At 72.7% G+C, this 23,162-nt stretch carries 22 protein-coding genes; 7 read left to right on the forward strand and 15 right to left on the reverse strand.

The genetic code is table 11. From position 1 onward, the window contains the following. Positions 1 to 31: 31 nt before the first annotated feature. Genes speB through IEY96_RS00445 form a run of 7 tightly spaced genes read right to left on the reverse strand, consistent with a single transcriptional unit; the run spans position 32 to position 7,750 of the window. Positions 32 to 1,045, reverse strand: coding sequence for an agmatinase (gene speB / locus IEY96_RS00415; protein ID WP_189192804.1), 1,014 nt, complete (start codon positions 1,043 to 1,045; stop codon positions 32 to 34). Continuing rightward, positions 1,042 to 2,244: a saccharopine dehydrogenase family protein gene (locus IEY96_RS00420; RefSeq protein WP_189192805.1), complete on the reverse strand. Its 1,203-nt coding sequence runs from the start codon at positions 2,242 to 2,244 to the stop codon at positions 1,042 to 1,044. Before IEY96_RS00420 ends, speB begins: the two co-directional genes overlap by 4 nt. Next, positions 2,244 to 3,665, reverse strand: a complete 1,422-nt coding sequence (locus IEY96_RS00425; RefSeq protein WP_189192806.1) for an NAD(P)/FAD-dependent oxidoreductase — start codon at positions 3,663 to 3,665, stop codon at positions 2,244 to 2,246. The genes IEY96_RS00420 and IEY96_RS00425 overlap by 1 nt, the downstream gene beginning before the upstream one ends. Then, a complete protein-coding gene (locus IEY96_RS00430) occupies positions 3,662 to 4,498 on the reverse strand; it encodes an ABC transporter permease (protein ID WP_189192807.1) in 837 nt (278 codons plus the stop codon). The genes IEY96_RS00425 and IEY96_RS00430 overlap by 4 nt, the downstream gene beginning before the upstream one ends. Continuing rightward, positions 4,498 to 5,409: an ABC transporter permease gene (locus IEY96_RS00435; protein WP_189192808.1), complete on the reverse strand. Its 912-nt coding sequence runs from the start codon at positions 5,407 to 5,409 to the stop codon at positions 4,498 to 4,500. Before IEY96_RS00435 ends, IEY96_RS00430 begins: the two co-directional genes overlap by 1 nt. Further along, a complete protein-coding gene (locus tag IEY96_RS00440) occupies positions 5,406 to 6,560 on the reverse strand; it encodes an ABC transporter ATP-binding protein (protein WP_189192809.1) in 1,155 nt (384 codons plus the stop codon). Before IEY96_RS00440 ends, IEY96_RS00435 begins: the two co-directional genes overlap by 4 nt. A 5-nt stretch (positions 6,561 to 6,565) precedes the next feature. Beyond that, positions 6,566 to 7,750 (reverse strand): polyamine ABC transporter substrate-binding protein, encoded by a 1,185-nt coding sequence (locus tag IEY96_RS00445; protein ID WP_189192810.1) that lies wholly within the window; start codon positions 7,748 to 7,750, stop codon positions 6,566 to 6,568. A gap of 209 nt (positions 7,751 to 7,959) precedes the next feature. On the opposite strand from IEY96_RS00445, the gene IEY96_RS00450 reads away from it, so the two are divergent. The 4 genes from IEY96_RS00450 to IEY96_RS00465 all read left to right on the forward strand — a co-directional run bounded on the left by IEY96_RS00450 (position 7,960) and on the right by IEY96_RS00465 (position 12,035). Further along, complete coding sequence (locus tag IEY96_RS00450; protein ID WP_189192811.1) at positions 7,960 to 8,472, forward strand: Lrp/AsnC family transcriptional regulator; 513 nt, start codon at positions 7,960 to 7,962, stop codon at positions 8,470 to 8,472. Between the two features lie 148 nt (positions 8,473 to 8,620). Then, on the forward strand, positions 8,621 to 9,967 hold the full coding sequence (locus tag IEY96_RS00455) for an aspartate aminotransferase family protein (protein ID WP_107076863.1): 1,347 nt from the start codon (positions 8,621 to 8,623) through the stop codon (positions 9,965 to 9,967). Continuing rightward, positions 9,952 to 10,659, forward strand: coding sequence for a pyridoxamine 5'-phosphate oxidase family protein (locus IEY96_RS00460; RefSeq protein WP_189192812.1), 708 nt, complete (start codon positions 9,952 to 9,954; stop codon positions 10,657 to 10,659). The genes IEY96_RS00455 and IEY96_RS00460 overlap by 16 nt, the downstream gene beginning before the upstream one ends. After that, complete coding sequence (locus tag IEY96_RS00465; protein WP_189192813.1) at positions 10,659 to 12,035, forward strand: NAD(P)/FAD-dependent oxidoreductase; 1,377 nt, start codon at positions 10,659 to 10,661, stop codon at positions 12,033 to 12,035. Before IEY96_RS00460 ends, IEY96_RS00465 begins: the two co-directional genes overlap by 1 nt. 197 nt (positions 12,036 to 12,232) lie before the next feature. On the opposite strand, the gene IEY96_RS00470 is transcribed toward IEY96_RS00465, so the two are convergent. After that, positions 12,233 to 12,604, reverse strand: coding sequence for a DUF3499 domain-containing protein (locus tag IEY96_RS00470; protein WP_189192814.1), 372 nt, complete (start codon positions 12,602 to 12,604; stop codon positions 12,233 to 12,235). A gap of 154 nt (positions 12,605 to 12,758) precedes the next feature. On the opposite strand from IEY96_RS00470, the gene IEY96_RS00475 reads away from it, so the two are divergent. Then, complete coding sequence (locus tag IEY96_RS00475; RefSeq protein ID WP_091260118.1) at positions 12,759 to 13,208, forward strand: metallopeptidase family protein; 450 nt, start codon at positions 12,759 to 12,761, stop codon at positions 13,206 to 13,208. Between the two features lie 105 nt (positions 13,209 to 13,313). Here the strand turns inward: IEY96_RS00475 and IEY96_RS00480 are convergent, their stop codons facing one another. From IEY96_RS00480 to IEY96_RS00505, 6 genes are all read right to left on the reverse strand, one after another. Further along, the gene (locus IEY96_RS00480; RefSeq protein ID WP_013284161.1) at positions 13,314 to 13,574 is read right to left on the reverse strand and encodes a WhiB family transcriptional regulator; all 261 of its coding nucleotides are present in this window, start codon (positions 13,572 to 13,574) and stop codon (positions 13,314 to 13,316) included. A 493-nt stretch (positions 13,575 to 14,067) separates the two neighbouring features. Next, positions 14,068 to 14,406 (reverse strand): phospholipase, encoded by a 339-nt coding sequence (locus IEY96_RS00485; protein ID WP_189192815.1) that lies wholly within the window; start codon positions 14,404 to 14,406, stop codon positions 14,068 to 14,070. Between the two features lie 13 nt (positions 14,407 to 14,419). Beyond that, positions 14,420 to 15,817: a DUF4331 domain-containing protein gene (locus IEY96_RS00490; protein ID WP_189192816.1), complete on the reverse strand. Its 1,398-nt coding sequence runs from the start codon at positions 15,815 to 15,817 to the stop codon at positions 14,420 to 14,422. 93 nt (positions 15,818 to 15,910) lie between these two features. Next, entirely contained in the window at positions 15,911 to 16,192 is a 282-nt protein-coding gene (locus tag IEY96_RS00495; protein ID WP_189192817.1) for a hypothetical protein, read from the reverse strand. 152 nt (positions 16,193 to 16,344) lie between these two features. Then, complete coding sequence (locus IEY96_RS00500) at positions 16,345 to 18,852, reverse strand: bifunctional FO biosynthesis protein CofGH (RefSeq protein ID WP_189192818.1); 2,508 nt, start codon at positions 18,850 to 18,852, stop codon at positions 16,345 to 16,347. A gap of 83 nt (positions 18,853 to 18,935) precedes the next feature. Beyond that, positions 18,936 to 19,865, reverse strand: coding sequence for a hypothetical protein (locus IEY96_RS00505; protein ID WP_189192819.1), 930 nt, complete (start codon positions 19,863 to 19,865; stop codon positions 18,936 to 18,938). A gap of 99 nt (positions 19,866 to 19,964) precedes the next feature. Here IEY96_RS00505 and cofD point away from each other — a divergent pair, with 99 nt between their 5' ends. Further along, positions 19,965 to 20,912 carry a 2-phospho-L-lactate transferase gene (cofD, locus tag IEY96_RS00510; protein WP_189192820.1) on the forward strand — a complete coding sequence of 316 codons (948 nt, stop codon included), beginning with the start codon at positions 19,965 to 19,967 and terminating at the stop codon, positions 20,910 to 20,912. Beyond that, on the forward strand, positions 20,909 to 21,994 hold the full coding sequence (locus IEY96_RS00515; RefSeq protein ID WP_189192821.1) for a coenzyme F420-0:L-glutamate ligase: 1,086 nt from the start codon (positions 20,909 to 20,911) through the stop codon (positions 21,992 to 21,994). The genes cofD and IEY96_RS00515 overlap by 4 nt, the downstream gene beginning before the upstream one ends. A 34-nt stretch (positions 21,995 to 22,028) precedes the next feature. On the opposite strand, the gene IEY96_RS00520 is transcribed toward IEY96_RS00515, so the two are convergent. Then, on the reverse strand, positions 22,029 to 23,027 hold the full coding sequence (locus IEY96_RS00520) for an ArsR/SmtB family transcription factor (protein WP_189192822.1): 999 nt from the start codon (positions 23,025 to 23,027) through the stop codon (positions 22,029 to 22,031). Between the last annotated feature and the right edge of the window lie 135 nt (positions 23,028 to 23,162).

The following is a 23,162-nucleotide window of genomic DNA, read 5'->3' on the forward strand; positions in this document are numbered from 1 at the left end:
TATAGCTCGGACTAAACAGCGGGGAGAAGGGTCAGCGGGCGTCGAGGAGGGGCTGTCTCGGGTTCCACGGGTCGCCGCCGGCGGCGTCGTGGCGGCGGCGGGCGATCGCCGACAGGGCCTCCAGCACCACCCGGTTGCCCAGGTACGCGGTGATGTCGGCGTGGTCGTAGGGCGGGGCGACCTCGACCACGTCCACGCCGACCACCGGCAGTTCGTAGCAGACCCGGCGGACCGCGTCGAGGAGTTGCCGGGAGGTGAACCCGCCCGGCTCGGGGGTGCCGGTGCCGGGGGCCATCCCGGGGTCGACCACGTCCACGTCGACGGAGAGGAAGACGCCCTCGCACTCGTCGGTGGCGATGCCGAACGCCTCGGTCAGGCACTCGTCCAGGCCGCGCGCCACCACCTCGGTCATCTCGTACGAGCGCATCCGCTGCCCGGCCATCCAGGACAGCGTCTCCGGCCCGGGCCAGTAGCCGCGCAGGCCGATCTGGAGGAAGCGGTCGCCGCGTACGGCGCCGGACTCGATGAGCCGGCGCATCGGCTGGCCGTGCCCGTGCAGCGAGCCGAACTCGATGTCCCCGGTGTCGGCGTGCGCGTCGAAGTGCACGAGCGACACCCGGCCGAGGCCGTGGTGCCGGGCCACCCCGGTGGCGTCGGGCAGGGCGATGGAGTGGTCGCCGCCGAGCACGATCGGGATGGCCCCGGCGGCGGCGACCGCGTGCACGGCGGTCTCCAGCGCGGCCAGCGAACGCTCGATGTCGCCGGAGAACATCTCGACGTCGCCCGCGTCGTAGACGCGCAGGTCCTGCAACCCGTCCACCCGCAGGGCCAGGGACGGGCGGGAGCCGTCGTGGGGCAGGTAGCAGGCCTGGCGGATGGCGGACGGGCCGAACCGGGTGCCCGGCCGGTGCGAGGTGCCGCCGTCGAAGGGCGCGCCGATGATCACCACGTCGGCGTCGGCGTACGTCACCGGCTCCTCGATCGTGCACGGCGGCACGCCGAGGAAGGTCACGTCGGGGCCGAACATCGGGCCGTAGCGGGTCACCGCTCCTCCATTCCCCACGGCGAGCCGTATCCGGTGAGCAGGTCGAGGAAGGGTACCGGGGGCAGCGCCTCCGGGCCGAGCACGCCGGTGCCGGACCAGGCCCCGGTGGCCAGCAGTTCCAGGGCGACGACCGGGTTGACGGCGGTCTGCCAGACCACCGCCTGGTGGCCGTATTCCGCCATCGACCACTCGTTGTCGACCATGTGGTAGAGGTAGACCCGCCGCGGCCGGCCGTCCGGCCCGGTGCCGGTCACGTAGGTGCCCGCGCAGGTCTTGCCACGCATCCGGTCGCCGAGGGTGGCCGGGTCGGGCAGGCAGGCGGCCACGAGGTCCCGGGGCGAGACCTCGGCGCCCCGGACGCGGACCGGCGCGGTCGAGTCCAGGCCGAGCTTGTGCAGGGTCTTCAGCACCTCGATGAACTCGTCGCCGAGGCCGTACTTGAAGGTGACCCGCTTCGCCTTGACCCAGCGCGGGATGAGCAGCACCTCCTCGTGCTCCACGTTGACGCACTCGACCGGGCCGATCCCCTCGGGGAACTCGAAGACCTCGGGCTCGGAGAACGGCGGCGTGGTGAACCAGCCCCGGTCGGCCTCCCACACCACCGGCGGGTTCAGGCACTCCTCGATCGTCGTCCAGATGGAGAACGAGGGGGCGAAGTCGTAGCCGTCGACGGTGAGGTTCGCGCCGTCGCGTACCCCGATCTCGTCGATCTCGGTGAAGAGCTCGTCGGCGGCGTAGCGGGCGAAGACGTCGGATAGGCCCGGTTCGATACCGATGCCGCAGAGCGCGAGCCGGCCGGCCTCCGCCCAGGCGGAGGCCACCGCGAACTGCTCGTCGCCGAGCTTCACCCCGGTCTCGGCGTGCGGCGCGTCCGGGTGCGGCCGGGACAGCGACATCGCCATGTCGAGGTAGTCGGCCCCGGCGGCGAACGCGCCGTCGAAGATCGGCATGACGAAGCGCGGGTCGACCGCGTTCAGCACGTGGGTGATCCGGTGTTCCCGGCAGAGCGCGGCGACCGCCTCGGCGGAGGAGGCGTCGACGCGGGCGGCGACGAACCGGTCACCGTGGCCGGCCACCGCCCGTGACGCACGGTCGAGGTCGTAGTCGGCGACCACCATGGTCTCGAAGAAGGAACGGCGGGCGGCGATGGATACGGCGGCGGAGCCGACGCCACCGGCGCCGACGAGGAGGATACGCATCAGGAGTCGAACCCCAGTCCAAGACGATCGAGAGTACGGAGCCAGAGGTTGCGCCGCCCCTCCCGCGCGTCGGCGCGGGCGAGCGACCAGCGGGTGAGGTTGATGCCGGTGGCCCGGATCGGCTCCGGCGGGAACGGCAGCGGCTTGCGGCGGACCAGGTCGAGCCGGGTCAACGGGGTCTCCTCCCCGCCGAGCAGGTCGAGCATCACCCGGGCCCCGAACCGGGTCGCCCCGACGCCGAGCCCGGTGAACCCGGCCGCGTACGCCAGGCGCCCCTCGTAGGCGGTGCCGAAGAACGCGCAGAACCGGGTGCAGGTGTCGATGACGCCACCCCAGCGGTGGCTGAAGCGCAGCCCGTCCAGCTGGGGGAAGGTCGTGAAGAAGTGCGACGCCAGCGCGGTGAAGGTGGCCTCGCGCTGCTCCAGCTCGGGCGCCATCCGGTTGCCGTAGTGGTAGACGGCGTCGTAGCCGCCGAACAGGATCCGGCCGTCGGCGGTGATCCGGTAGTAGTGGAACTGGTTGCCGGTGTCGGCCAGCCCCTGCCGGTTGCGCCAGCCGATGGCGTCGCGCTGGGCGGGCGTCAGCGGCTCGGTCATCAGCGCGTAGTCGTAGACCGGCACGAGCCAGGCGCGCAGCCGGCGCAGCAGCGGCGGGAACGCGTTGGTGGCGAGCACCACCTGGCGGGCCCGCACCGCCCCGGGGGCGGCGTCCGGGCCGCCGGCCGTGGCCGCGCGCAGCGCGCCGCCGTCGCGGGCCAGCCCGGTCACCCGGGTGTGCTCGTGGATCCGGACGCCCAGGTCGAGGGCGGCGCGGCGCAGCCCCCAGGCCAGCTTCGCCGGGTCGAGCAGGGCCACCCGGTCCCGGTCCCACATCCCGCCCAGGTACGTCGGCGAGGCCACCTCGGCGCGTACCTCGTCCCGGTCGAGCAGCTGGACGTCGTGGCCGTACCGGCGGGCCAGGTCGGCGTCGGCGGCGAGCCCGGCGAGCTGGTACGGCTCGACCGCCACCGCCAGCTCCCCGGTGCGCTCGAAGTCGCAGTCGATGCCGTGCTTCGCCACCGTGGCGCCGATGGCGTCCAGGTTCTCCCGGCCGAGCCGTTCCAGCTCGTCGATCTCGCCGGGCCACCGCTCGGCGCCGTTGGCGAGGCCGTGGGTGAGCGACGCGGCGCAGAATCCGCCGTTGCGGCCGGACGCCGCCCAGCCGCACGTGCCCGCGTCGACCAGGAGCACGTCCCGGTCCGGGGCGGCCTCCTTGGCCAGCAGCGCGGTCCAGAGGCCGGAGTACCCGCCGCCGACCACCAGCAGGTCGGTGTCGTGGGCGCCGGCCAGCGGCGGCAGCGGGTCCGGCCGTTCCGGCCGGTCGAGCCAGTACGGGACGGGCGCGGCGTCGGCCAGCGCCCGGCCGGTATGCGGGAGTTTCATGACGCGCTCTTGGGGGCCCCGACGGCGGCGACGGGAGCCGCGAGAGCGGCCCGCCGTGCCCGGCGGCCCTGCAGCGAGCTGGCGCCGACCACCAGCAGCGCGATCGCGAACATCGCCGTGCCGATGACGTTCACCTGCGGCGGGATGCCCTTGCCTGCGGCGCCCCAGACATACATCGGGAACGTGACGGTGGTGCCCGAGTTGAAGTTCGTGATGATGAAGTCGTCGAAGCTGAGCGAGAAGGCCAGCAACGCGGCGGCCACGATGCCGGGCAGTACCAGGGGCAGGGTGACCCGCCGGAAGGTCTGCCACTCGCTGGCGTAGAGGTCCATGGCGGCCTCCTCCAGCCGCCGGTCCATGCCGGCGAGCCGGGCCTTCACGGTGACCACCACGAACGACACGCAGAACATCACGTGCGCGATGACGATGGTCCAGAAGCCGAGCGGGATCTGAGCGGCGACGAAGAGGGCGAGCAGCGAGGTACCCATCACCAGCTCGGGCGTCGCCATCGGCAGGAAGATCAGCCCGTTGATCCCGGCCCGGCCCCGGAATCCGTGCCGGACCAGGGCGAACGCCATCAGCGTGCCGAGGACGGTGGAGATGACCGTGGCGATCAGGCCGATCTCGATGCTGCGGACGACCGCGTCGCGCATCTCCAGGGTCGGGAAGGGATGGGTCCAGTTGTCCAGCGTGAACTCGTGGAAGTCGTAGGACAGCCGGCTGGACGGCCGGTTGAAGGAGAGACCGGCCACCACGATGATCGGCAGCGAGAGGTAGGCGAGGACGAGCAGGGCCACACCCATCACCCACCGGTCGGCGAGCCACCGACGCATCAGAGCACCTCCTCCGTGCCGGCCTTGCGCAGGTAGACGAAGACGATCGCGAGGATCGCCGCCATCAGCAGGAACGACAACGCCGCGCCCTGCGGGTAGTCCAGCCGGACCAGGAACGCCGAGTCGATGACGTTGCCGATCATGTATTCGTTCGGCGTGCCGAGCAGCTCGGCGTTGATGTAGTCGCCGGTGGCCGGAATGAAGAAGAGCAGCGTGCCCGCGATCACGCCGGGCATGGACAGCGGCAGGGTGACCTTCTGGAAGGCCCGCAGCGGACTCGCGTACAGGTCGCTCGCCGCCTCCAACAGGCGCGGGTCCAGCCGCTCCAGGCTCGCGTACAGCGGCAACACCAGGAAGGGCAGGAAGTTGTACGTCAGGCCGAGCACCACGGCGAACGGGGTGGCCAGGAGCCGCCCGTCCGCCCCGAGCAGGTGCACGTCGCGCAGCAGGCCGACCACCCAGCCGTTGTCCGACAGGATCGTCTTCCAGGCCAGGGTGCGGACCAGGAAGCTGGTGAACATCGGCGCGACCACGGCCACCAGCAGCAGGTTCTTCCACCGGCCGGCCTTCTGCGCGATCCCGTAGGCCAGCGGGTATCCCATCAGCAGGGCCAGCACCAGCGCGATCGCCGAGTAGCCGAACGAGCGGGCGAGCTGCGGCCAGTACTGCTGCAAGGCGTCCGGGTAGTTGCCGAAGGCCCAGGTCATCGCGTACCCGGTGGAGATCGATCCGCTCGGGTCGTAGAGGCTGGCCGCGGCGAGCTGGAGCAGCGGCAGGACGAAGAAGACCAGCAGCCAGGCGGCGCCGGGCAGCAGCAGGAGGTACGGCAGCAGCCTGCTCCGCCCCCGCCGGGCCCCCGGCGGCGCTGCCGGCTGCCCCGACGAGGTCGGTACGTGGGCCAGGGCGCTCATGACAGCGCACCCACCGGCGGCTCGTCGAGCAGCGGGCTGGTCTGGTCGTCCTCGCCGGCGGCCCGGGGCAGCAGGAAGGCGTGCCGCGGGTCCCAGTGCGCGGTCACCGGGGTGCCGACCGGCAGCCGCCCGCCGACCCCGCTGTTCGCCGCGAACGCGGACAGCTCGCTGCCCCACGGCGTGCGCACCAGGTACTGCGTGCTCACCCCGACGTACGAGGCGTCGCTGACCACCCCACCGAGGTGCTGGTGGCCGGCGGGCACCTGGTCGGGGCCGGCGACCAGGTGCAGCTTCTCGGGGCGTACCCCCAGGAAGACCGACCCGTGGTCGGCCCGGGCCCGGCCGGCGGGCACCGAGAAGCGCGCGCCGTGCGCGGTGACCAGCACGTCGTCGCCGCTGTGGCCGGCGGCCTCGCCGGCCAGCAGGTTGGACTGGCCGAGGAAGTTCGCCACGAACGCCGTGGCCGGGTACTCGTAGAGGTCGGCGGGGGCGCCGAGCTGCTCGATCCGGCCGGCGTTCATCACCGCGACCGTGTCGGCCATGGTCATGGCCTCCTCCTGGTCGTGGGTGACGTGCACGAAGGTGATGCCGACCTCGGTCTGGATCCGCTTCAGCTCGATCTGCATCTGCCGGCGCAGCTTGAGGTCGAGCGCGCCGAGCGGCTCGTCCAACAGCAGCACCTGCGGGTGGTTGATGAGTGCCCGGGCCAGCGCGACGCGCTGCTGCTGGCCGCCGGAGAGCTGGGCCGGCTTGCGCCGGCCGTACCCTTCGAGCTGCACCAGCGAGAGCATCCGCTCGACCTGGTCGGTCACCTTGCGGATGCCCCGCCGGCGCAGCCCGAAGGCCACGTTCTCGTGGATGTCGAGGTGCGGGAAGAGCGCGTAACTCTGGAACACGGTGTTCACCGGCCGCTTGTACGGCCGCAGCCCGGCGATGTCCCGGTCGCCGAGCAGCACCTGCCCGCTGGTCGGTTCCTCCAGCCCGGCGATCATCCGCAGGGTGGTGGTCTTGCCGCAACCGGACGCCCCGAGCAGGGCGAAGAACGAGCCCTGCGGGATGGTGAGGCTGAGGTCGTCCACCGCGGTGAAGACGCCGAACCGCTTGGTCAGGTTGGCCAGGCGCAGATCGCCGGCCGGTGTCTCGTGTCCCATGTGCCTCACGCCCCGATGACCTGCTGGAACTTGGTCTCGTACTCCTTCTCCCGCTTCTCGTCCAAGGCCATGAAGACCTTGGACTTCGAGAGCATCGCCTCGTCCGGGAAGATGAGCGGGTTGGCGGCCAGGTCCGGGTCGATCTTCTCCATCTCGGCCTGGGCGCCCTTGACCGGGCAGATGTAGTTGACGTACGCGGCGAGCTTCGCGGCGACCGCCGGGTCGTAGTAGTAGTTGATCAGCTCTTCGGCGTTCGCCTTGTGGCCGGCCTTGTTCGGCACGAGCATGTTGTCCGACCAGAGCATCACGCCCGACTCCGGCACCACGAACTTGATCTTCTCGTCCTCGAACCCGAGCTGGATCACGTCGCCGGACCAGCCGATGCAGGCGGCGATGTCGCCCTTGGCGAGGTCGGGGGCGTAGTCGTTGCCGGTGAACTTGCGGATCTGCTTGGAGTCCACGGCCTTCTTGAGCTTGTTCAGCGCGTCGTCGAACTGCGCCGTGGTGAAGTTCGACGGGTCGTGCCCGTTGGACTGGAGCAGCAGGCCCATGGTGTCCCGCATCTCGGACAGCGCGGTCACCTTGCCCTTCAGGTCGGGGCGGGTGAGCAGCTCGTCGACGGTGCGGATCTCCTTGGCCACCTTGGCGTTGTACGCGAGCCCGGCCAGGCCGGACTGCCACGGGATGGCGAGCTGGTTGTCGCTGTCGAAGGAGCGGTTGCGCAGCGAGGGCAGCAGGTTCGCCTCGACGTTGGGCAGCTTCGCCTTGTCCAGCTTCTGGATCCAGCCGAGCCGGATCATCCGGGCCGCCATCCAGTCGGTGAGGACCATGATGTCGCGCCCGGTGGTCTGACAGCCGGCGAGCTGGTTCTGCACCTTGCCGAAGAACTCGTTGTTGTCGTTGACGTCCTCGGTGTACGTCACCTGGATCCCGGACTTCGCGATGAACGCGTCCAGCGTGGGGCGCTTGGACTCGTCCTTCTCGTCCACGTCCATGTACTGCGGCCAGTTCGAGAAGGCCAGCTTCTTCTCCGTGGCGGAGAGGTCGTCGCTCTTGCAACCAGCCTCGGTCTGCTGTGCGCCCTTGGTGCCACAGCCGGCCAGCGTGCCCGCCGTGGCGAGCAGTGCGGCCGAGCCGAGGGTCCCGGTGAGCAGACCACGCCGGGTGAGGTGCCGGAGGGGACTACGCATGTGACGACTCCTAGGGGGGTCATCGTCGGCGGCGGGACGGGGGTGGCGCGCCGGCGGGGAGGGTCAATGGCGATGGACGACTGATCCTGACATGAGGTGACCTCCCTTACAAGGGATTCCGTTGCCGGAATAGCCAAGCACCACGAAATACGCCAGACTGCGCCGGGGCACTACGCTCAGCACGAGGATTCGGACATGGGGAGCTGACGATGGCCAACCGGCAACTGGAGAACGGCAACGGCAGCCGTCGCGTGACCGTGCGTGAAGGTGCGAGTCACGCTCTGCTCGACGACGTGGCGAAGCAGATCATCGAGCAGCTCCAGGAGGACGGGCGGCGCCCGTACGCGTCCATCGGCAAGGCGGTCGGCCTCTCCGAGGCGGCGGTGCGCCAGCGGGTGCAGCGCCTGCTCGACGCCGGGGTCATGCAGATCGTGGCGGTGACCGATCCGCTCCAGCTCGGCTTCCCCCGCCAGGCCATGATCGGCCTGCGCACCGACGGCGACCTGGAGAGTGTGGCCGACCGGCTCGCCGAGTTCGAGGAGATCGACTACGTGGTGATCACCGCCGGGTCGTTCGACCTGCTGGCCGAGGTGGTCTGCCGCAACGACGAGCACCTGCTGGAGATCCTCCAGAAGCTGCGCGGGGTGTCCGGCGTGGTCTCCACCGAGGCGTTCGTCTACCTCAAGCTGCGCAAGCAGACCTACAGCTGGGGCACCGCCTGATGCGGATTCCGTTGCGGTGACATACCCCGCTCGCTGAATCCGTTGCCATCCGCCCCACACACTTGCGTTATCAGCATCGGCTGTGGGATAACCGTGGGCAGAGCGGCCGGTGTCACCCCTGACCGGCCCGAGACCCGATGGGGCTGACATGGCCAACGCCACCGACCACCTCTGGATGCACTTCACCCGGATGGCCAGCTACTCCGCCGGCGAGGTACCGACCATCGTGCGCGGCGAGGGCGCGTACGTCTGGGACTCGCAGGGCCGCCGCTACCTGGACGGGCTCGCCGGGCTCTTCGTCGTCAACGCCGGCCACGGCCGCACCGAACTCGCCGAGGCCGCCGCCAAGCAGGCTGGCGAACTGGCCTACTTCCCACTGTGGTCCTACGCCCACCCCAAGGCCGTCGAGCTGGCCGAGAAGGTCGCCTCGCTTGCTCCCGGCGACCTGAACCGGGTCTTCTTCACCACCGGCGGCTCCGAGGCCGTCGAGGCGGCGTGGAAGCTGGCCCGGGCCTACTTCAAGCGCACCGGCCAGCCGAACAAGTACAAGGTGGTCAGCCGGTACATCGCGTACCACGGCACCTCGATGGGGGCGCTGTCGATCACCGGCCTGCCCGGCATCAAGAGCGACTTCGAGCCGCTGGTGCCCGGCGGCATCAAGGTGCCGAACACCAACTTCTACCGGGCCCCCGAGCACGGCGACGACCCCGAGGCGTTCGGCCGGTGGGCCGCCGAGGAGATCGGCCGGGCCATCGAGCGGGAGGGGCCGGACACCGTCGCCGCGGTCTTCCTGGAGCCGGTGCAGAACTCCGGCGGCTGCTTCCCGCCGCCGCCCGGCTACTTCGAGCGGGTCCGGGAGATCTGCGACGCGTACGACGTGCTGCTCGTCAGCGACGAGGTGATCTGCTCGTGGGGCCGGCTCGGCGAGTACTTCGGCGCCGTCCGGTACGGCTACCAGCCGGACATCATCACCACCGCCAAGGGCATCACCTCCGGCTACGCCCCGCTCGGCGCGATGATCGCCAGCGAGCGGCTCATGGAGCCGTTCCTCACCGAGACCGGCATGTTCGCCCACGGGGTGACCTTCGGCGGGCACCCGGTCTCCTGCGCGGTCGCGCTGGCCAACCTGGAGGTCTTCGCCCGCGAGGACCTCATCGGGCACGTCCGCGCCAACGAGGGCGCCTTCCGGTCCACCCTGGAGAAGCTCAACGACCTGCCGATCGTCGGCGACGTCCGGGGCGACGGCTACTTCTACGGCATCGAACTGGTCAAGGACAAGGCGACCCGGGAGACCTTCGACGAGGCCGAGTCGGAGCGGCTGCTGCGCGGCTTCCTCTCCACCGCGCTCTTCCAGGCCGGGCTCTACTGCCGCGCCGACGACCGGGGCGACCCCGTCGTGCAGCTCGCCCCGCCGCTGATCGCCGAGCAGCAGCAGTTCGACGAGATCGAGCAGATCCTGCGCGCCGTGCTGACCGAGGCATGGTCGCGCCTCTGACCGGCGGCCCGGACGGGGCCGGTTCCCGGGACACCGGGGACCGGCCCCGTGCCGTCGGAACCGCGCCCGCCGTCGGGGGCACCGACCGGACCCGGGTACGCCGGCTGCCCGACCTGGCCGTCGGTGACCGGGCGACGCTGCACGCCGTGCTCGACGCCGGCCGGGTCGCCCACCTGGCCATCGCCGACGGCGACCAGCCGTACGCGCTGCCGGTGGCGTACGCCCGGGACGGGGAGCGGGTGCTCGTGCACGGCTCCACGGGCAGCCGTCTGTTCCGGCACCTCGCCGTCGGCACGCCGGCCTGCCTCACCGTCACCCTGCTCGACGGGCTGGTGCTGGCCCGCAGCGCCTTCGAGTCCTCGATGAACTACCGCTGCGCCATGGTGCTCGGCACCCTCACCGCGCTCACCGGTGAGGCGAAGCTGGCCGCCCTGCACCGCCTCTCCGAGCACCTGCTCCCCGGCCGCTGGGCGGAGATCCGGCCGCCCTCGGCGAAGGAGCTGGCCGCCACGCTGGTGCTCGCCCTGCCGCTGGACGAGTGCTCGGTGAAGGTCAGCGCCGGCCCGCCCGACGACCCCGACGACGACCTCGACCGGCCGGTCTGGGCCGGGGTGGTGCCGGTCGTCGAGACGTACGGGCTTCCGCAGCCCGACCCACGGCTGCGCCACGACCTGCCCCCACCGGAGTGGTGATGCGCTACCAGGATCTGTCGTACTGGCTGTCCAGCCTGGACGGCCCGTTGACCCCCCGCCCCGGCCTGCCCGGCGACACCGACGCCGACGTGGTGATCGTGGGCGCCGGTTACACCGGGCTCTGGACGGCCTACTACCTGGCCGCGGCCGACCCGTCCCTGCGGATCGTCGTGCTGGAGAAGGAGATCGCCGGGTACGGCGCCTCCGGCCGCAACGGCGGCTGGTGTTCGGCGCTCTTCCCCACCTCGCTGCCGGCGCTGGCCCGCCGGCACGGCCGGGACCGGGCGCTCGCCATGCAGCGGGCCATGCAGGAGACCGTCGGCGAGATCGGGCGGGTGGTCGACGCCGAGGGCATCGACTGCGACTGGCGGGCCGGCGGCACGGTGGTGCTGGCCCGCACCGAGGTGCAGCTCGGCCGCGCGCGGGCCGCCGTCGCCGAGGCCCGGGAGCACGGGCTCGCCGACGCCGACCTGGTGCTGCTCGACGCGGCCGAGGCCGCCGCCCGCTGCCACGCCGAGGGGGTACGCGGCGGCACGTACACCCCGCACTGCGCCGCCGTGCACCCGGCGAAGCTGGTCCGCGGCCTGGCCACGGCGGTGGAGCGTCGGGGCGTACGCATCTTCGAGCGGACGCCGGTGACCGCCCTGCGGCCCGGGGTGGCGGTGACCCCGGCCGGCGTGGTCCGCGCCCCGGTGGTGGTCCGCGCGACCGAGGGGTTCACCCCCGCGCTGCCCGGCCAGCGGCGGGCCGTGGCGCCGGTCTACTCGCTGATGGTGGCCACCGCGCCGCTGCCCGAGGCGACCTGGGCGGAGATCGGCCTGGCCGAGCGGGAGACGTTCTCCGACTACCGGCACGTCATCATCTACGGCCAGCGCACCGCCGACGGCCGGCTCGCCTTCGGCGGGCGGGGCGCCCCCTACCACTACGGCTCCCGGGTCCGCCCCGACTTCGACCGGGAGCCCCGGGTCTTCGCGGCGCTACGCCGGGTGCTCGGCGAACTCTTCCCGGTGCTCGGGCCCGAGGTGCCGGTGACGCACACCTGGGGCGGGCCGCTCGGCGTGGCCCGGGACTGGGCCGCCTCGGTGGGGCTGGACCGGTCGACCGGTCTCGCCTGGGCCGGCGGCTACGTCGGCGACGGCGTCGGCACCAGCAACCTGGCCGGCCGCACCCTGGCCGACCTCATCCGGGGCGAGCAGACCGACCTGACCACCCTCCCCTGGGTCAACCACCGCTCCCCCAGATGGGAACCCGAGCCCCTACGCTGGCTCGCCGTCAACGCCGGCTTGAAGGTCATGTTCTCGGCGGACGAGGCGGAATCCCGCACCAACCGCCCGTCCCGCCGAGCAAAGGCCTTCTCCCACCTCCTAGGCCACTGACCACCCCACCCACCCACTCCCCGGCCTCGACGCGTTGATCATGAGGTTGGCCGCACTCAAGGAGATCAACACCGCCGCCAACCTCATGATCACCGAGGCGGGGGGCCGGTTCAGGGGGCGGTGATCAAGAGGTTTTGGTCAGGTGGGGGCCGGATTTTGACGCGAACCTCTTGATCAACGCGGGTGGGCGCGGTCGGTTAGTGGTTCGGGGGGATTACGCGGAGGTGGCCGCGGCGGCCCTGTTGGTGGGGCTGGGGGTTTGGGTGGTCGTCGTCCGCCGGGGGGCGTGGGGGTGCGGGGCGGGCGGCCTCGCGGACGGCCTCGGCCAGGGCGACCAGGTCGTCGGTGGTGGGCGGCGGCGGCTCGAACTCGCCCTCGTGGCGCACCACGTCCCAGCCGCGCGGGGCGGTGAGGTTGCGGGCGTGCGGCTCGCACAGGTCGTACGTGTGCGGCTCGGCGAAGGCGGCCAGGGGGCCCACCACGGCCGTGGACTCGTTGTAGACATAGGTCAATGTGGCGACCGCTTGCCGGGGGCAGCCGTTACGGGAGCAGCGCCGTGGTGACCTCACGGCGGCAGGGTATCTCCATTACCGGGTGCGGCGCACCGCTTCGCGTTGCGACACGCCCGTCATGGTGATCACAATTCGTCCGATCGGCGCGCCGGCGCGCCGGGCCGGCGGCGCGACGGCGGGCGGGCCTGGTCCGGGGGCTACCCTTTGCGTCATGACGAGCCCGGAAAACCGCCGCCCCGGCTCCGGCCGGCGCACCCACCGCGACCGTCACGGCCGGGGGCTGCGGGGGCGGCTGGTGCCGGCCACCGTGCCGCTGGCCCGGACGAAGGCCGAGGTCTTCGACGACCTGGTGCTGGACACGGTCGAGACGCTCGAACGCCGCTTCGCCAAGGAACTGGCCGGGGTCGAGTTCGCCGTCGAGGACGTCCCGCCGGACCTGAACGTCTACGACTCGGACGTGCTGGAGGACGGCGAGGTCCCGCTCGCCCGGCTGCTGCCGGGGCGCCCGGGCCGGCAGGAGGTGCCGCCCCGGATCGTGCTCTACCGGCGGCCGCTGGAGTTCCGGGCCATGGACCGCGAGGACCTCGCGGACCTCGTGCACGACGTGATCATCGAGCAGGTGGCGAACCTGCTCGGGGTCGACCCCGACGAACTGGCCTGAGCCACCCGCCGGGCGCGCCGCCGTCGCCGCGTCCCGGCCGGCCCCCGCCGGCCGGGTCGTCGGCCCGGATCCCGGGCGGCCCCCACCGCCCCGGTCCGGTACGCGTCAGGCGGCGACCCGCCGCTTGAGCTTGCGCCGCTCCCGCTCGGAGAGCCCACCCCAGATCCCGAACCGCTCGTCGTGGCCGAGCGCGTATTCGAGACACTCCGTCTTCACTTCACACCGCGAGCAGATGCGCTTCGCCTCGCGGGTCGAGCCGCCCTTCTCGGGAAAGAACGCCTCCGGGTCGGTCTGCGAGCAGAGCGCCCGCTCCTGCCACTCCGGCGCGTTTCCGAGCAGGTCGGCCACCTCGAGCTGGCCGTCCATCCGTTGCCTCCTTGTCGCGCACCGGCGTCATCGCCGCTGCAACCCCCCACGCGAAAGGCGTGCTTGTTCGTCCGGTCACAATTTGTTGCGTTCCGCGCGAACAACCCCATTCAAATTACACGCGTGTAATGCGTGCGCCGTCAAGCCAAACTTGATAATGGAGTCGCCCTCCCGACACGCTCCGGACGACCGCCGTGGCCGCCCGACCCTCGCAACCTGCCCTATCGATTCAGACCCCGGACGAGTAACGCCTTCCCCGGCGAGTTGCCCCAAGTTTTCTGCCGTGGCGCACCGGTGTGGACACCGCCGGCGGCCCCCGGTGGAGGCTTCCGGCGGGCCGCACCCGGGCGGTCGTCGTGACACCGTCCAAGATCAGCATTGGTGGGGCACAAGGTTAACCCGGCCCGAGCGGCACCGCCCGTCGAGGCCGCGGACGCCGACCGCGCCCCGCCCAACATGTGGACGAGGCGCGACGGTGCGACAGCCCGGGCGGTCAGCCGGCTCCCGGCGGTGAGCTGGCCGGCCAGACGAATTCGGCGATCGCCCCACCGGTGACGGAAATCGCCCCGGCAGGGGTGCGTTCATCCCACCAGACGGTATAGAGACCGGCCGCCAGGTCCGGGTAGACGGCGCTGTGGACGACCCCGTCGCGGACGTGCCGCTCGCGTACGGCGGAGTGGGTGCGGGGGCCGTCCCGGTCGGCGCGGCTGATCTCGATCTCCCGGCCGTGCAGGTCGCGTCCGGTGTGGATGATCAGCGCGCCGGAGTCGCCACCAAGGTCGAGCACGACGCTGCCGCTCTCCGACGGGCCGAGGGTGTGGTGGTGGTGCACCTGACCTCCCGGCTCAGGACTTCGTGGCCGGCGGGTTGTTGAACCCGTCGTACGGCGTGCCGAGGAACGGGAAGTCACCGAGGAAGGGCGCCGTCACGTCCGCGGCGCTCAACCCCGGGGTGACCGCGGCCGCCGCGGCGTCCGGCTTGAACGTCTTGTCCACCAGCGGCACGGTCACCCCGGCGATCGCCCGCAGCGCGATGCTCACCACGTCGTCGCCGACCCGCCGGCCGTTCGGGAAGCCCGCCAGGTCGCCACCGAGCACCCCGAACCGGTCCGGCTTGCTGCTGGGCCGGATCGCCGTGTTCAACCGCAGCATGTCGGCCTGCACGTCGCCGGTGGTGTTGGCGAAGCCGTCGATCAGCCCGGCCGGAACGCCGGTGAGCAGGATCGCCACCAGATCGGCCCGCGGCTTCTTCGACTTGTTCAGCGCGTCCAGGTTGGGGAACACGCCCGGGTACAGCGCGGGCAGCAGCGCGGCCAGCTCGGGGTGCTCGACGAACTGGGCGAACCGCTTGTCCTCGGCGGGCGGAAGGGTGTTCCACAGGTCCTTCCTGGACATCGGCACGATCACCTCGTTGAACAGCGGGTTGCCCAACCGGGACACCTGGGTGAAGGGGCCCGCGGCGGTGTCCGCGGCCACCCGGTCGCCGAGCACCCGCACCTGCTGCCGGGAGGCCGTCGTCCAGACACCGATGGTCGAGGCGCGGTCGGCGTAGCCGTAACGGCTGGCCTTGCGCCGCACCTTGGCGAGCGGGACCTGCACGGCGATGCTGTGCACGTTCAGCCGGTCCAGCGCGTTGACCGGCTCGCCCTCGGTCTTGAACAGCTTCTTGCCGGCCACGTGCAGCTGCTGGAAGGGGCGCAGTGTGCCGAGGTCGAAGACGGCGCCCAGGTCGACGAAGAAGCCGTCGGCCCGCTGGCCGGCGAAGACCTTCTCCCCGGTCGACAGCTTGAACGTCGCCTGCCGCACCAGGTCCGCGTACTTCGGCGTGGACAGCGGTCCGACGTTGCACGGCGGGCAGGGCAGCTTGTGGGCCAGCACGTGCTCCCGGCCGTCGGCCACCCTGGTCAACCGGCAGAACTGCCGCCGGTTCCAGTTCCTGCTCTCCAGCGAGTCGATCGGACCGGTGTTGTAAAGAAAGCTGTTCGGATTCGTGATCTCCGTGGTGAATTCGAAACGATAGGTGACATCGGGATAACCGTCGCCGTCGTTGTCGACGTGAATCTCGTACCGGACGTCGTCGCCGAACTCGAAGAAGTTGGGGCCGCCGGAGGGGAGCTGCACCGGCACGTAGTTGGCGATCAACGTGACCGTGTCGGGCCGGCTCGGGCTGACGAACGCGTACAGGTCGGAGCTGTCGGCGACCGGATCCTTGGCTATCTCCGGAGCCTCGCGGTGAGAGGACATGGCGGACCACACCTTCGTCGGGGGTAGCGGAAGTCGGGACCGGCGTCGGGAGCCCGCGCCGGGAGGGGCCGCGCCGGAGCGGCGCGGGGAGGATCAGCGCCGGGCGGCGGCGCGGACCAGGCGGTCGGCCAGGCCGCGGTCGCGTACCTGGATCCGGGTCGTGCCGACGAAGACGTCCATGGCGCCGGAGGCCGCATCGCGGAGGTGGACCACGATCGGCTCGTCGCGCCGGCCCGCCGAGGGGGCGTTCTGCGCGGCGGACAGGCCCGGCACGGTGAGGGCGGCGGCGCCCAGGGTGGCGCTCGCCGCGGCGGTCAAGGTCTGCCGGCGGGTCAGTCGCGGCCAGGGCCGCCGCTTCGGCTCATCAGTGGTCATGGGCAACCTTTCCGGGCCGGCGCCGCAGCGCCCACGGTGGACCGGGACCCGGACGCCGCCGGATGCCCCGGGCTGGGGGCGCCGGCGGCGGTCCTCGCCGCAACCGCCGCCGGCATCCACTGGTACGGCCGGCGGCGGGGAAAGGTTCGACGCTACGCGCCGGCGTGACCGTACGCGGTCGTCCGCTTGCGGACCGGCCGGCCCGCCGCCGCCGCGATCCCCCGGAGCTGCTCCTCGGTCCGGGCCGAGCCGTTGCCCGAGCCGGCCATCCGGGAGATGGTCTCCTCCATGAGCGTGCCGCCCAGGTCGTTGCAGCCGCCCTGGAGCATCGCCACCGTGCCGGCGTCACCGAGCTTCACCCAGGAGCACTGGATGTTGGCGATCCGGCCGTGCAGCAGCAGCCGCGCCATGGCGTGCACGACCCGGTTCTCCCGCCAGGTCGGGCCGGGCCGGGCGATGCCGGCAAGGTAGATCGGCGCGTTGGTGTGCACGAACGGCAGCGCCACGAACTCGGTGAAGCCGCCGGTACGGTCCTGCAGCCCGGCCAGCACCCGGAAGTGGGCCAGCCACTGGCCGGGGTGGTCGACGTGGCCGTACATCATCGTGGAGCTGGACCGGATGCCCAGCTCGTGGGCCGTGCCGACCACGTCGACCCAGGCGGCGGCCGGCAACTTGCCCTTGGTGAGCACCCAGCGGACGTCGTCGTCGAGAATCTCCGCGGCGGTGCCCGGGATGGTGTCCAGGCCGGCCTCGCGGAGCTGGAGCAGCCACTCCTTCACCGGCACGCCCGCCTTCGCGGCGGCCGTGACGATCTCCATCGGGGAGAAGGCGTGCACGTGCATCCCGGGCACCCGCGCCTTGATCGCCCGGACGATGTCGGCGTAGCCGGTCACCGGCAGCTTCGGGTCGATGCCGCCCTGGAGGCAGACCTCGGTGGCGCTAGCCGCCCACGCCTCCTCGGCCCGGTCGGCGACCTGCTCCACGGAGAGCCGGAACGCGTCGGCGTCGCTCTCCCGCTGGGCGAAGGCGCAGAACCGGCAGCCCACGTAGCAGACGTTCGTGAAGTTGATGTTGCGGTTGACCACGTACGTGACGTCGTCGCCGACCGCGTCCCGGCGGACGTCGTCGGCGATCCGGCACAGCTCGTCCAGCGCCGGCCCGTCCGCGCCGAACAGCGCCAGCGCCTTCGCCTCGTGCGCCGGCTCCAGCAGCGCGGCCGGGTCGTCGGCGGCCAGTCGCAGACCGGCCCGCAGGTCGGGGTCGCTCGCCACGGCGACCGGTACGGTCACCTTCGCGGCCACCTCCGACCAGTCGCCGTAGACGTCGTCGAAGTCGCCCCGCCGGTCCCCGGTCCGCCCGGTCGTGTCGATGGTGACGTGCAGGTCGGTCCGCCCGCCGAACGCCTCCTCCGGCTCCTGCCACGGCCGGCCGACCGGGCGGGCCGACTCGACGGCGAGCCCGGTCTCCGGGTCGGCCAGGGCGGTGACGTGCGGCAGCAGGCGCGGATCCAGCCACGGGTCGCCGGCCCGGACGTACTCCGGGTAGACGGTCAGCCGCTCGCGCAGGGTGAAACCCGCCTGCCCGGTACGACGGGCCAGCTCGTCCAGGTGCGGCCAGGGCCGCTCCGGGTTGACGTGGTCCGGGGTGACCGGCGAGACGCCACCCCAGTCGTCGATGCCGGCGCGCAGCAGCAGGTCGTACTCGCCCTCGATGAGGTTCGGCGGGGCCTGGATCCGGGCCTTCGGGCCGAGCAGCACCCGGGCCACCGCCACGGTGGCGGCCAGGTCGTGCAGCTCCGCGTCCGGCATGCCGCGCATCGCCGTGTCCGGCTTGGCGCGGAAGTTCTGCACGATCACCTCCTGGAGGTGGCCGTACTCCCGGTGCGCCCGGCGGATGGCGAACAGCGCGTCGACCCGCTCGGCCGGTGTCTCCCCGATGCCGATCAGCAGGCCGGTGGTGAACGGCACGCCGACCCGGCCGGCGTCGTCGAGCACCCGCAGCCGCACCGCCGGCTCCTTGTCCGGCGAGCCGTAGTGCGGGCCGCCCGGCTCGGACCAGAGCCGGGTCGCGGTGGTCTCCAGCATCATGCCCATGCTCGGCGCGACCGGCTTGAGCCGTTGCAGCTCCGACCAGGACAGCACGCCCGGATTGAGGTGCGGCAGCAGCCCGGTCTCCTCCAGCACCGCCACCGCGCAGGCGCGCAGGTAGTCGAGGGTGGAGTCGTAACCCCGCTCGTCCAGCCACCGCCGGGCGGCCGGCCAGCGCTCCTCCGGGCGGTCGCCGAGGGTGAACAGCGCCTCCTTGCAGCCCTGCGCGGCGCCCTCCCGGGCGATGGCGAGGACCTCGTCCTTCTCCAGGTACGCGGCGGGCAGCCGGTGCGGCACGGTGGCGAAGGTGCAGTAGTGGCAGCGGTCCCGGCAGAGCCGGGTCAGCGGGATGAACACCTTCTTGGAGAAGGTGACGACGCCCGGGCGGCCGGCCTCCCGCAGCCCGGCGTCGCGGATCTCACCGGCGATCCGGAGCAGTTCGTCCAGGGCCGTGCCCCGCGCGGCGAGCAGCGCGCTCGCCTCGGCGACGTCCAGCGCCCGGCCGGTGGCGGCCCGGCCCAGGGCCCGCCGGACGCTCGCCTCGGTGGGGGCGGGATCGCTGCGATCAACCATCCGCTCAGCCTATGCGCTGCCCGGTCCGTGGCCGCCCGCCCCCGGTCAGGAGGGCGGGCGGCCGCGGGAACTCCGTTGTGGCGTCAGCGCGGGAAGTTCGGGTCGTCCCGGTCGAAGCGCTGGGTACGGTCACCGTCCGGCGGGGCCGGCTGGCCGGGGTCGACCGGCTGGCGCGGGATGGCCTGGGTCGGGTCGGCGGACGGCGGCTGGCCGAACGGCGGGGCCGGGTGCGGAGCGCCCCCGTAGGCCGGCCCGGACTGCGGGCCACCGAACGGCGGGCTCGACTGCGGGGCGCCGAACGGCGGGCTCGACTGGGGGGCGTGGGGCGGGGCGGTGTTGAACGGCGGCGCCGACTGCTGCGGGCCGTACGGGCCGGGCTGCGGGTAGCCACCCGGCTGCTGCGGCATGCCGGCCTGCGGGTACCCGCCCGGGGCCGGGTAACCGCCGGGCTGGCCGGGAACCGGGCCGGGCTGCTGCGGCCAGCCGGGCTGCGCCTGGCCGTAGACACCGGGCTGCGGCTTCGGCTTCGGTACGTAGTAGAGGGTGCGCCAGATCTTGAAGACGACGAACGCGGCGATCGCGAAGACCGCCAGCCACGCGACCCGGGTCAGCAGGCCGAGGAAGGCGTCCAGCACCTCGCCGTCGGCGAGCCGGCCGACCGTCCAGATCAGGAAGGTGAACGCGCCGAACACCGCGGAGACGGCGTACTCGACCAGCGCCACCTGGGTGATCAGCTTCGCCTTCGGCAGCACCGGGCGGACGTGGGTGGCCAGCAGCACGGCCAGCACCGGCAGGAGGGTCGACTCCAGGCCGACGAAGGCGAAGAAGGTGCTCCCGGCCCGGCCGCTGAACGTGCTGTAGTCGTCGACCGGCACCAGCAGGCGCAGCAGGCCGACGAAGAGCAGCACGGCGTTCGCGCCGAGCAGGACGAGCGCGGCCAGTTCGCGCAACGGCTTGGTCAACTGGCTGGCCTGCGTGGTGTCGCCGGACGCGGGCTCGGCGGGGCTGGTCACGGACTCCCCCTGGGGACGAAAACGGACAGTTGCCGACGTGAGCCTAGTCTCCCCGGCCACCGGCGGATCGACGGCGGCGCGTGCGGAAGGATGGACGCCATGCGCATCGTGGTTCTGACCGGCGGGATCGGCGGCGCCCGGTTCCTGCTCGGCGTCCGGGCGTACGCCCGGGAGGTGGGTGCCGAGGTGACCGCCGTGGTCAACGTCGGCGACGATCTGCTGCTGCACGGGCTGAAGGTCTGCCCCGACCTGGACAGCGTGATGTACACGCTGGGCGGGGGCGCCGACCCGGAGCGTGGCTGGGGCCGGGTGGGCGAGACCTGGACGGTCAAGTCCGAGCTGGCCGCGTACGGCGCCGAGCCGGCCTGGTTCGGGCTGGGCGACAAGGACCTGGCCACCCACCTGGTGCGCACCACCATGCTCAACGCCGGCTACCCGCTCTCGCAGGTCACCGAGGCGCTGGCCGCCCGCTGGCAGCCCGGCGTACGCCTGCTGCCGGCCACCGACGACCGGCTGGAGACGCACGTCGTGGTCGACCTGGACGGCGGGCAGCGGGCGATCCACTTCCAGGAGTGGTGGGTACGCCACCGGGCGGACCTCCCGACGCACCGGTTCGTCTTCGTCGGCGCGGAGGCGGCCAAGCCGGCGCCCGGGGTGCTGGAGGCGATCCGCGCCGCCGACGTGGTGCTCGTGGCGCCCAGCAACCCGGTGGTGAGCATCGCCCCGATCCTGGCCGTGCCGGGGCTGCGCGACGCGGTCGCCGACGGTCCGGCCCCGGTCGTCGGGGTGTCCCCGATCATCGGCGGCGCGCCGGTCCGCGGCATGGCCGACCGTTGCCTGTCCGTGCTCGGCGTCGAGTGCAGCGCGGCCGGGGTGGGCGGCCTCTACGGCGGCCGGTCGGCAGGCGGCCTGCTCGACGGCTGGCTGGTCGCCCCCGAGGACGAGGGCACCGCGGTGCCGGAGGTGACCGTGCGCCCGGCGCCGCTGCGGATGACCGACGAGGCGGCGACGGTGGCGATGGTCCGGGCCGCGTTGGAGCTGATGTGAGGCTGGAGATCCTGCCGGTGCTCGGCATCGGCCACGTGACCGAGGGCGACGACCTGGCGGCGCTGATCGCCACCGCCGCGCCCTGGCTGCGCGACGGCGACGTGCTGGTGGTGACCAGCAAGATCGTGTCGAAGGCGGAGGGCCGGCTGGTCGACGTGCCGGCCGACGGCCCCGACCGCCTCGCCGCCCGGGACGAGGTGCTGGCCGGGGAGACCGCCCGGGTGGTGGCCACCCGCGGCGCGACCCGGATCGTGCAGACCCACCACGGGTTCGTGATGGCCTCCGCCGGCATCGACGCGTCCAACGTGGACAAGACCCGGCTGGTGCTGCTGCCCGAGGACCCGGACGCCTCCGCCCGCGCGCTGCGGGCCGCGCTGCGCGAGCGGTACGGCCTCGACGTCGCGGTCATCGTCAGCGACACCATGGGCCGGCCGTGGCGCAACGGGCTCACCGACGTGGCGCTCGGGGTGGCCGGCATGCCGGCGATCCGCGACCACCGGGGCGAGATCGACCCCTACGGCAACGAACTCCAGCTCACCCAGATGGCCGTGGTGGACGAGCTGGCCGGGGCCGGCGAGCTGATCAAGGGCAAGTGCGACCAGGTGCCGGTCGCGGTGGTCCGGGGCTACCTGGGCGGGACCCGGGACGACGACACGGGCGCCCGGGCGCTGGTGCGCGACGCGTCGCTGGACCTCTTCTCCCTGGGCACCGCCGAGGCGCACGCCGCGGGCCTGCGGGCGGCGGCCACCCTGGCCGACGGCCCCGGCCCGGACCCGGCCGACCCGGCCGCCGTCGACCGGGCGATCGCCGCGGTCGCCGAGGTGGTCGCGCCCGGCACCGTCTTCACCCACGTCACCGACCAGGAGGTACGGGCCGGACTGGTCGCCACCGTGCCCGGCTGGCCGGCGCAGGCCACCGGCCTGGTGCTCGGCGCGCCTCCGGCCCCGGTGGATTCGGCGGACCTGGTCCGGTTCGGCGCCGACCTGCAACGGCTGCGCACCGCGCTGGCCGCCGAGGGCGTGCCGTCGGCGCTGCTCCCCCCGCCGCCCGGAAGCGCCGCCAGCGCGGCCCTCGCCGTCTGACCCGTGCGCGCCGCCTCGCGGGGCGTCGCCGGGGTCAGGCGTCGAGGACGGCGCGGCCCAGGGGGGTCAGGGTGTGCAGGACGGTGTTGCGGTCGCGGTGGCTGACCAGCAGCCCGGCGTTGCGCAGCACGGTGGTGTGCTGGCTGGCCGCGGCGGCGGAGATGCGCAGCCGGCGGGCGACCTCGCCGGTGGTGCAGCCCTCGTCGGCGGCCTCCAGCACGCCCGCCCGGGTCCGGCCGAGCAGGGCGGCCAGCGCCTCCCGCTGCGCGGCGTCGGCGTCCCGGCCGCCGCCCGCCTCGGGCATGAGGCCGCCGAGCCGGTCGACGGGGTAGACCAGCACCGGCGGCAGGCTCGGGTCGAGCAGCGCGACCGGGGTGCGCGCGCAGAAGAACGAGGGCACCAGCAGCAGCCCCCGGCCGTCGAGGTGCAGTTCCCGGCTGTCCGGGTAGTCGAGGACCTCCAGCACCCCGTCGGCCCAGCGCATGCTGGGGCGGAGGCTGGCCAGCAGCCCTTCGGCGCCGCCGTCGAGCATGGCCCGGGCGCGGCGGGCGCGGTCCGCCTCCACGGCGGCCTGGATCCGTGACCAGTACGGGGTGACGGCCAGCGACTGGTAGCGGAGCATCGAGTCGGTCAGGTGGCGCAGCACCTCGGGCTCGCCGCGGGCCAGCGCGGTCGCCGACGACGGCAGCGCGTTCTCCTCGGCCAGCAGGGTGAGGTCCCGGTGGAGCATGCCGGCCGGGGTGCCCCGGACCGCCTCCAGCCCGGCCTCCAGGCCGTCCTTGCTGGCGTACGGGGTGAGGAAGTCGGGGAAGTAGCCGCGGGGCGGGTTGAGGGCCAGCAGCAGTCGGTAGCGTTCGGCCGCGCTGTCGGTCCGCAGCCCGCGGGCCACGGTGCGTCGCCACTCGGTCAGCAGCGGGTCACGCCCGCGCCCTTGGAGGAGGTGCAGGCTGAGGACCAGTTCCCAGACCGGGTCCGCTGCGGGGGCCACCCTGGTCAGCAGGATGTCCTCGCGGGAGAAAATGACCTTCAGCATGGAAATCTCCCGGGCGGACAGAGGGAGTGCCCGCCACCCTGAGCACTGTACCCGCCGGCACTTATCTCCATTTTTAAGCGTGGGATGAAAAACCTCGACGGTGCGCGGCCGGGTTGTGCACACTTCCCTTGCCCG

This window comes from Micromonospora fulviviridis (assembly GCF_014648395.1).
Taxonomy (GTDB): Bacteria; Actinomycetota; Actinomycetes; order Mycobacteriales; family Micromonosporaceae; genus Micromonospora; species Micromonospora fulviviridis.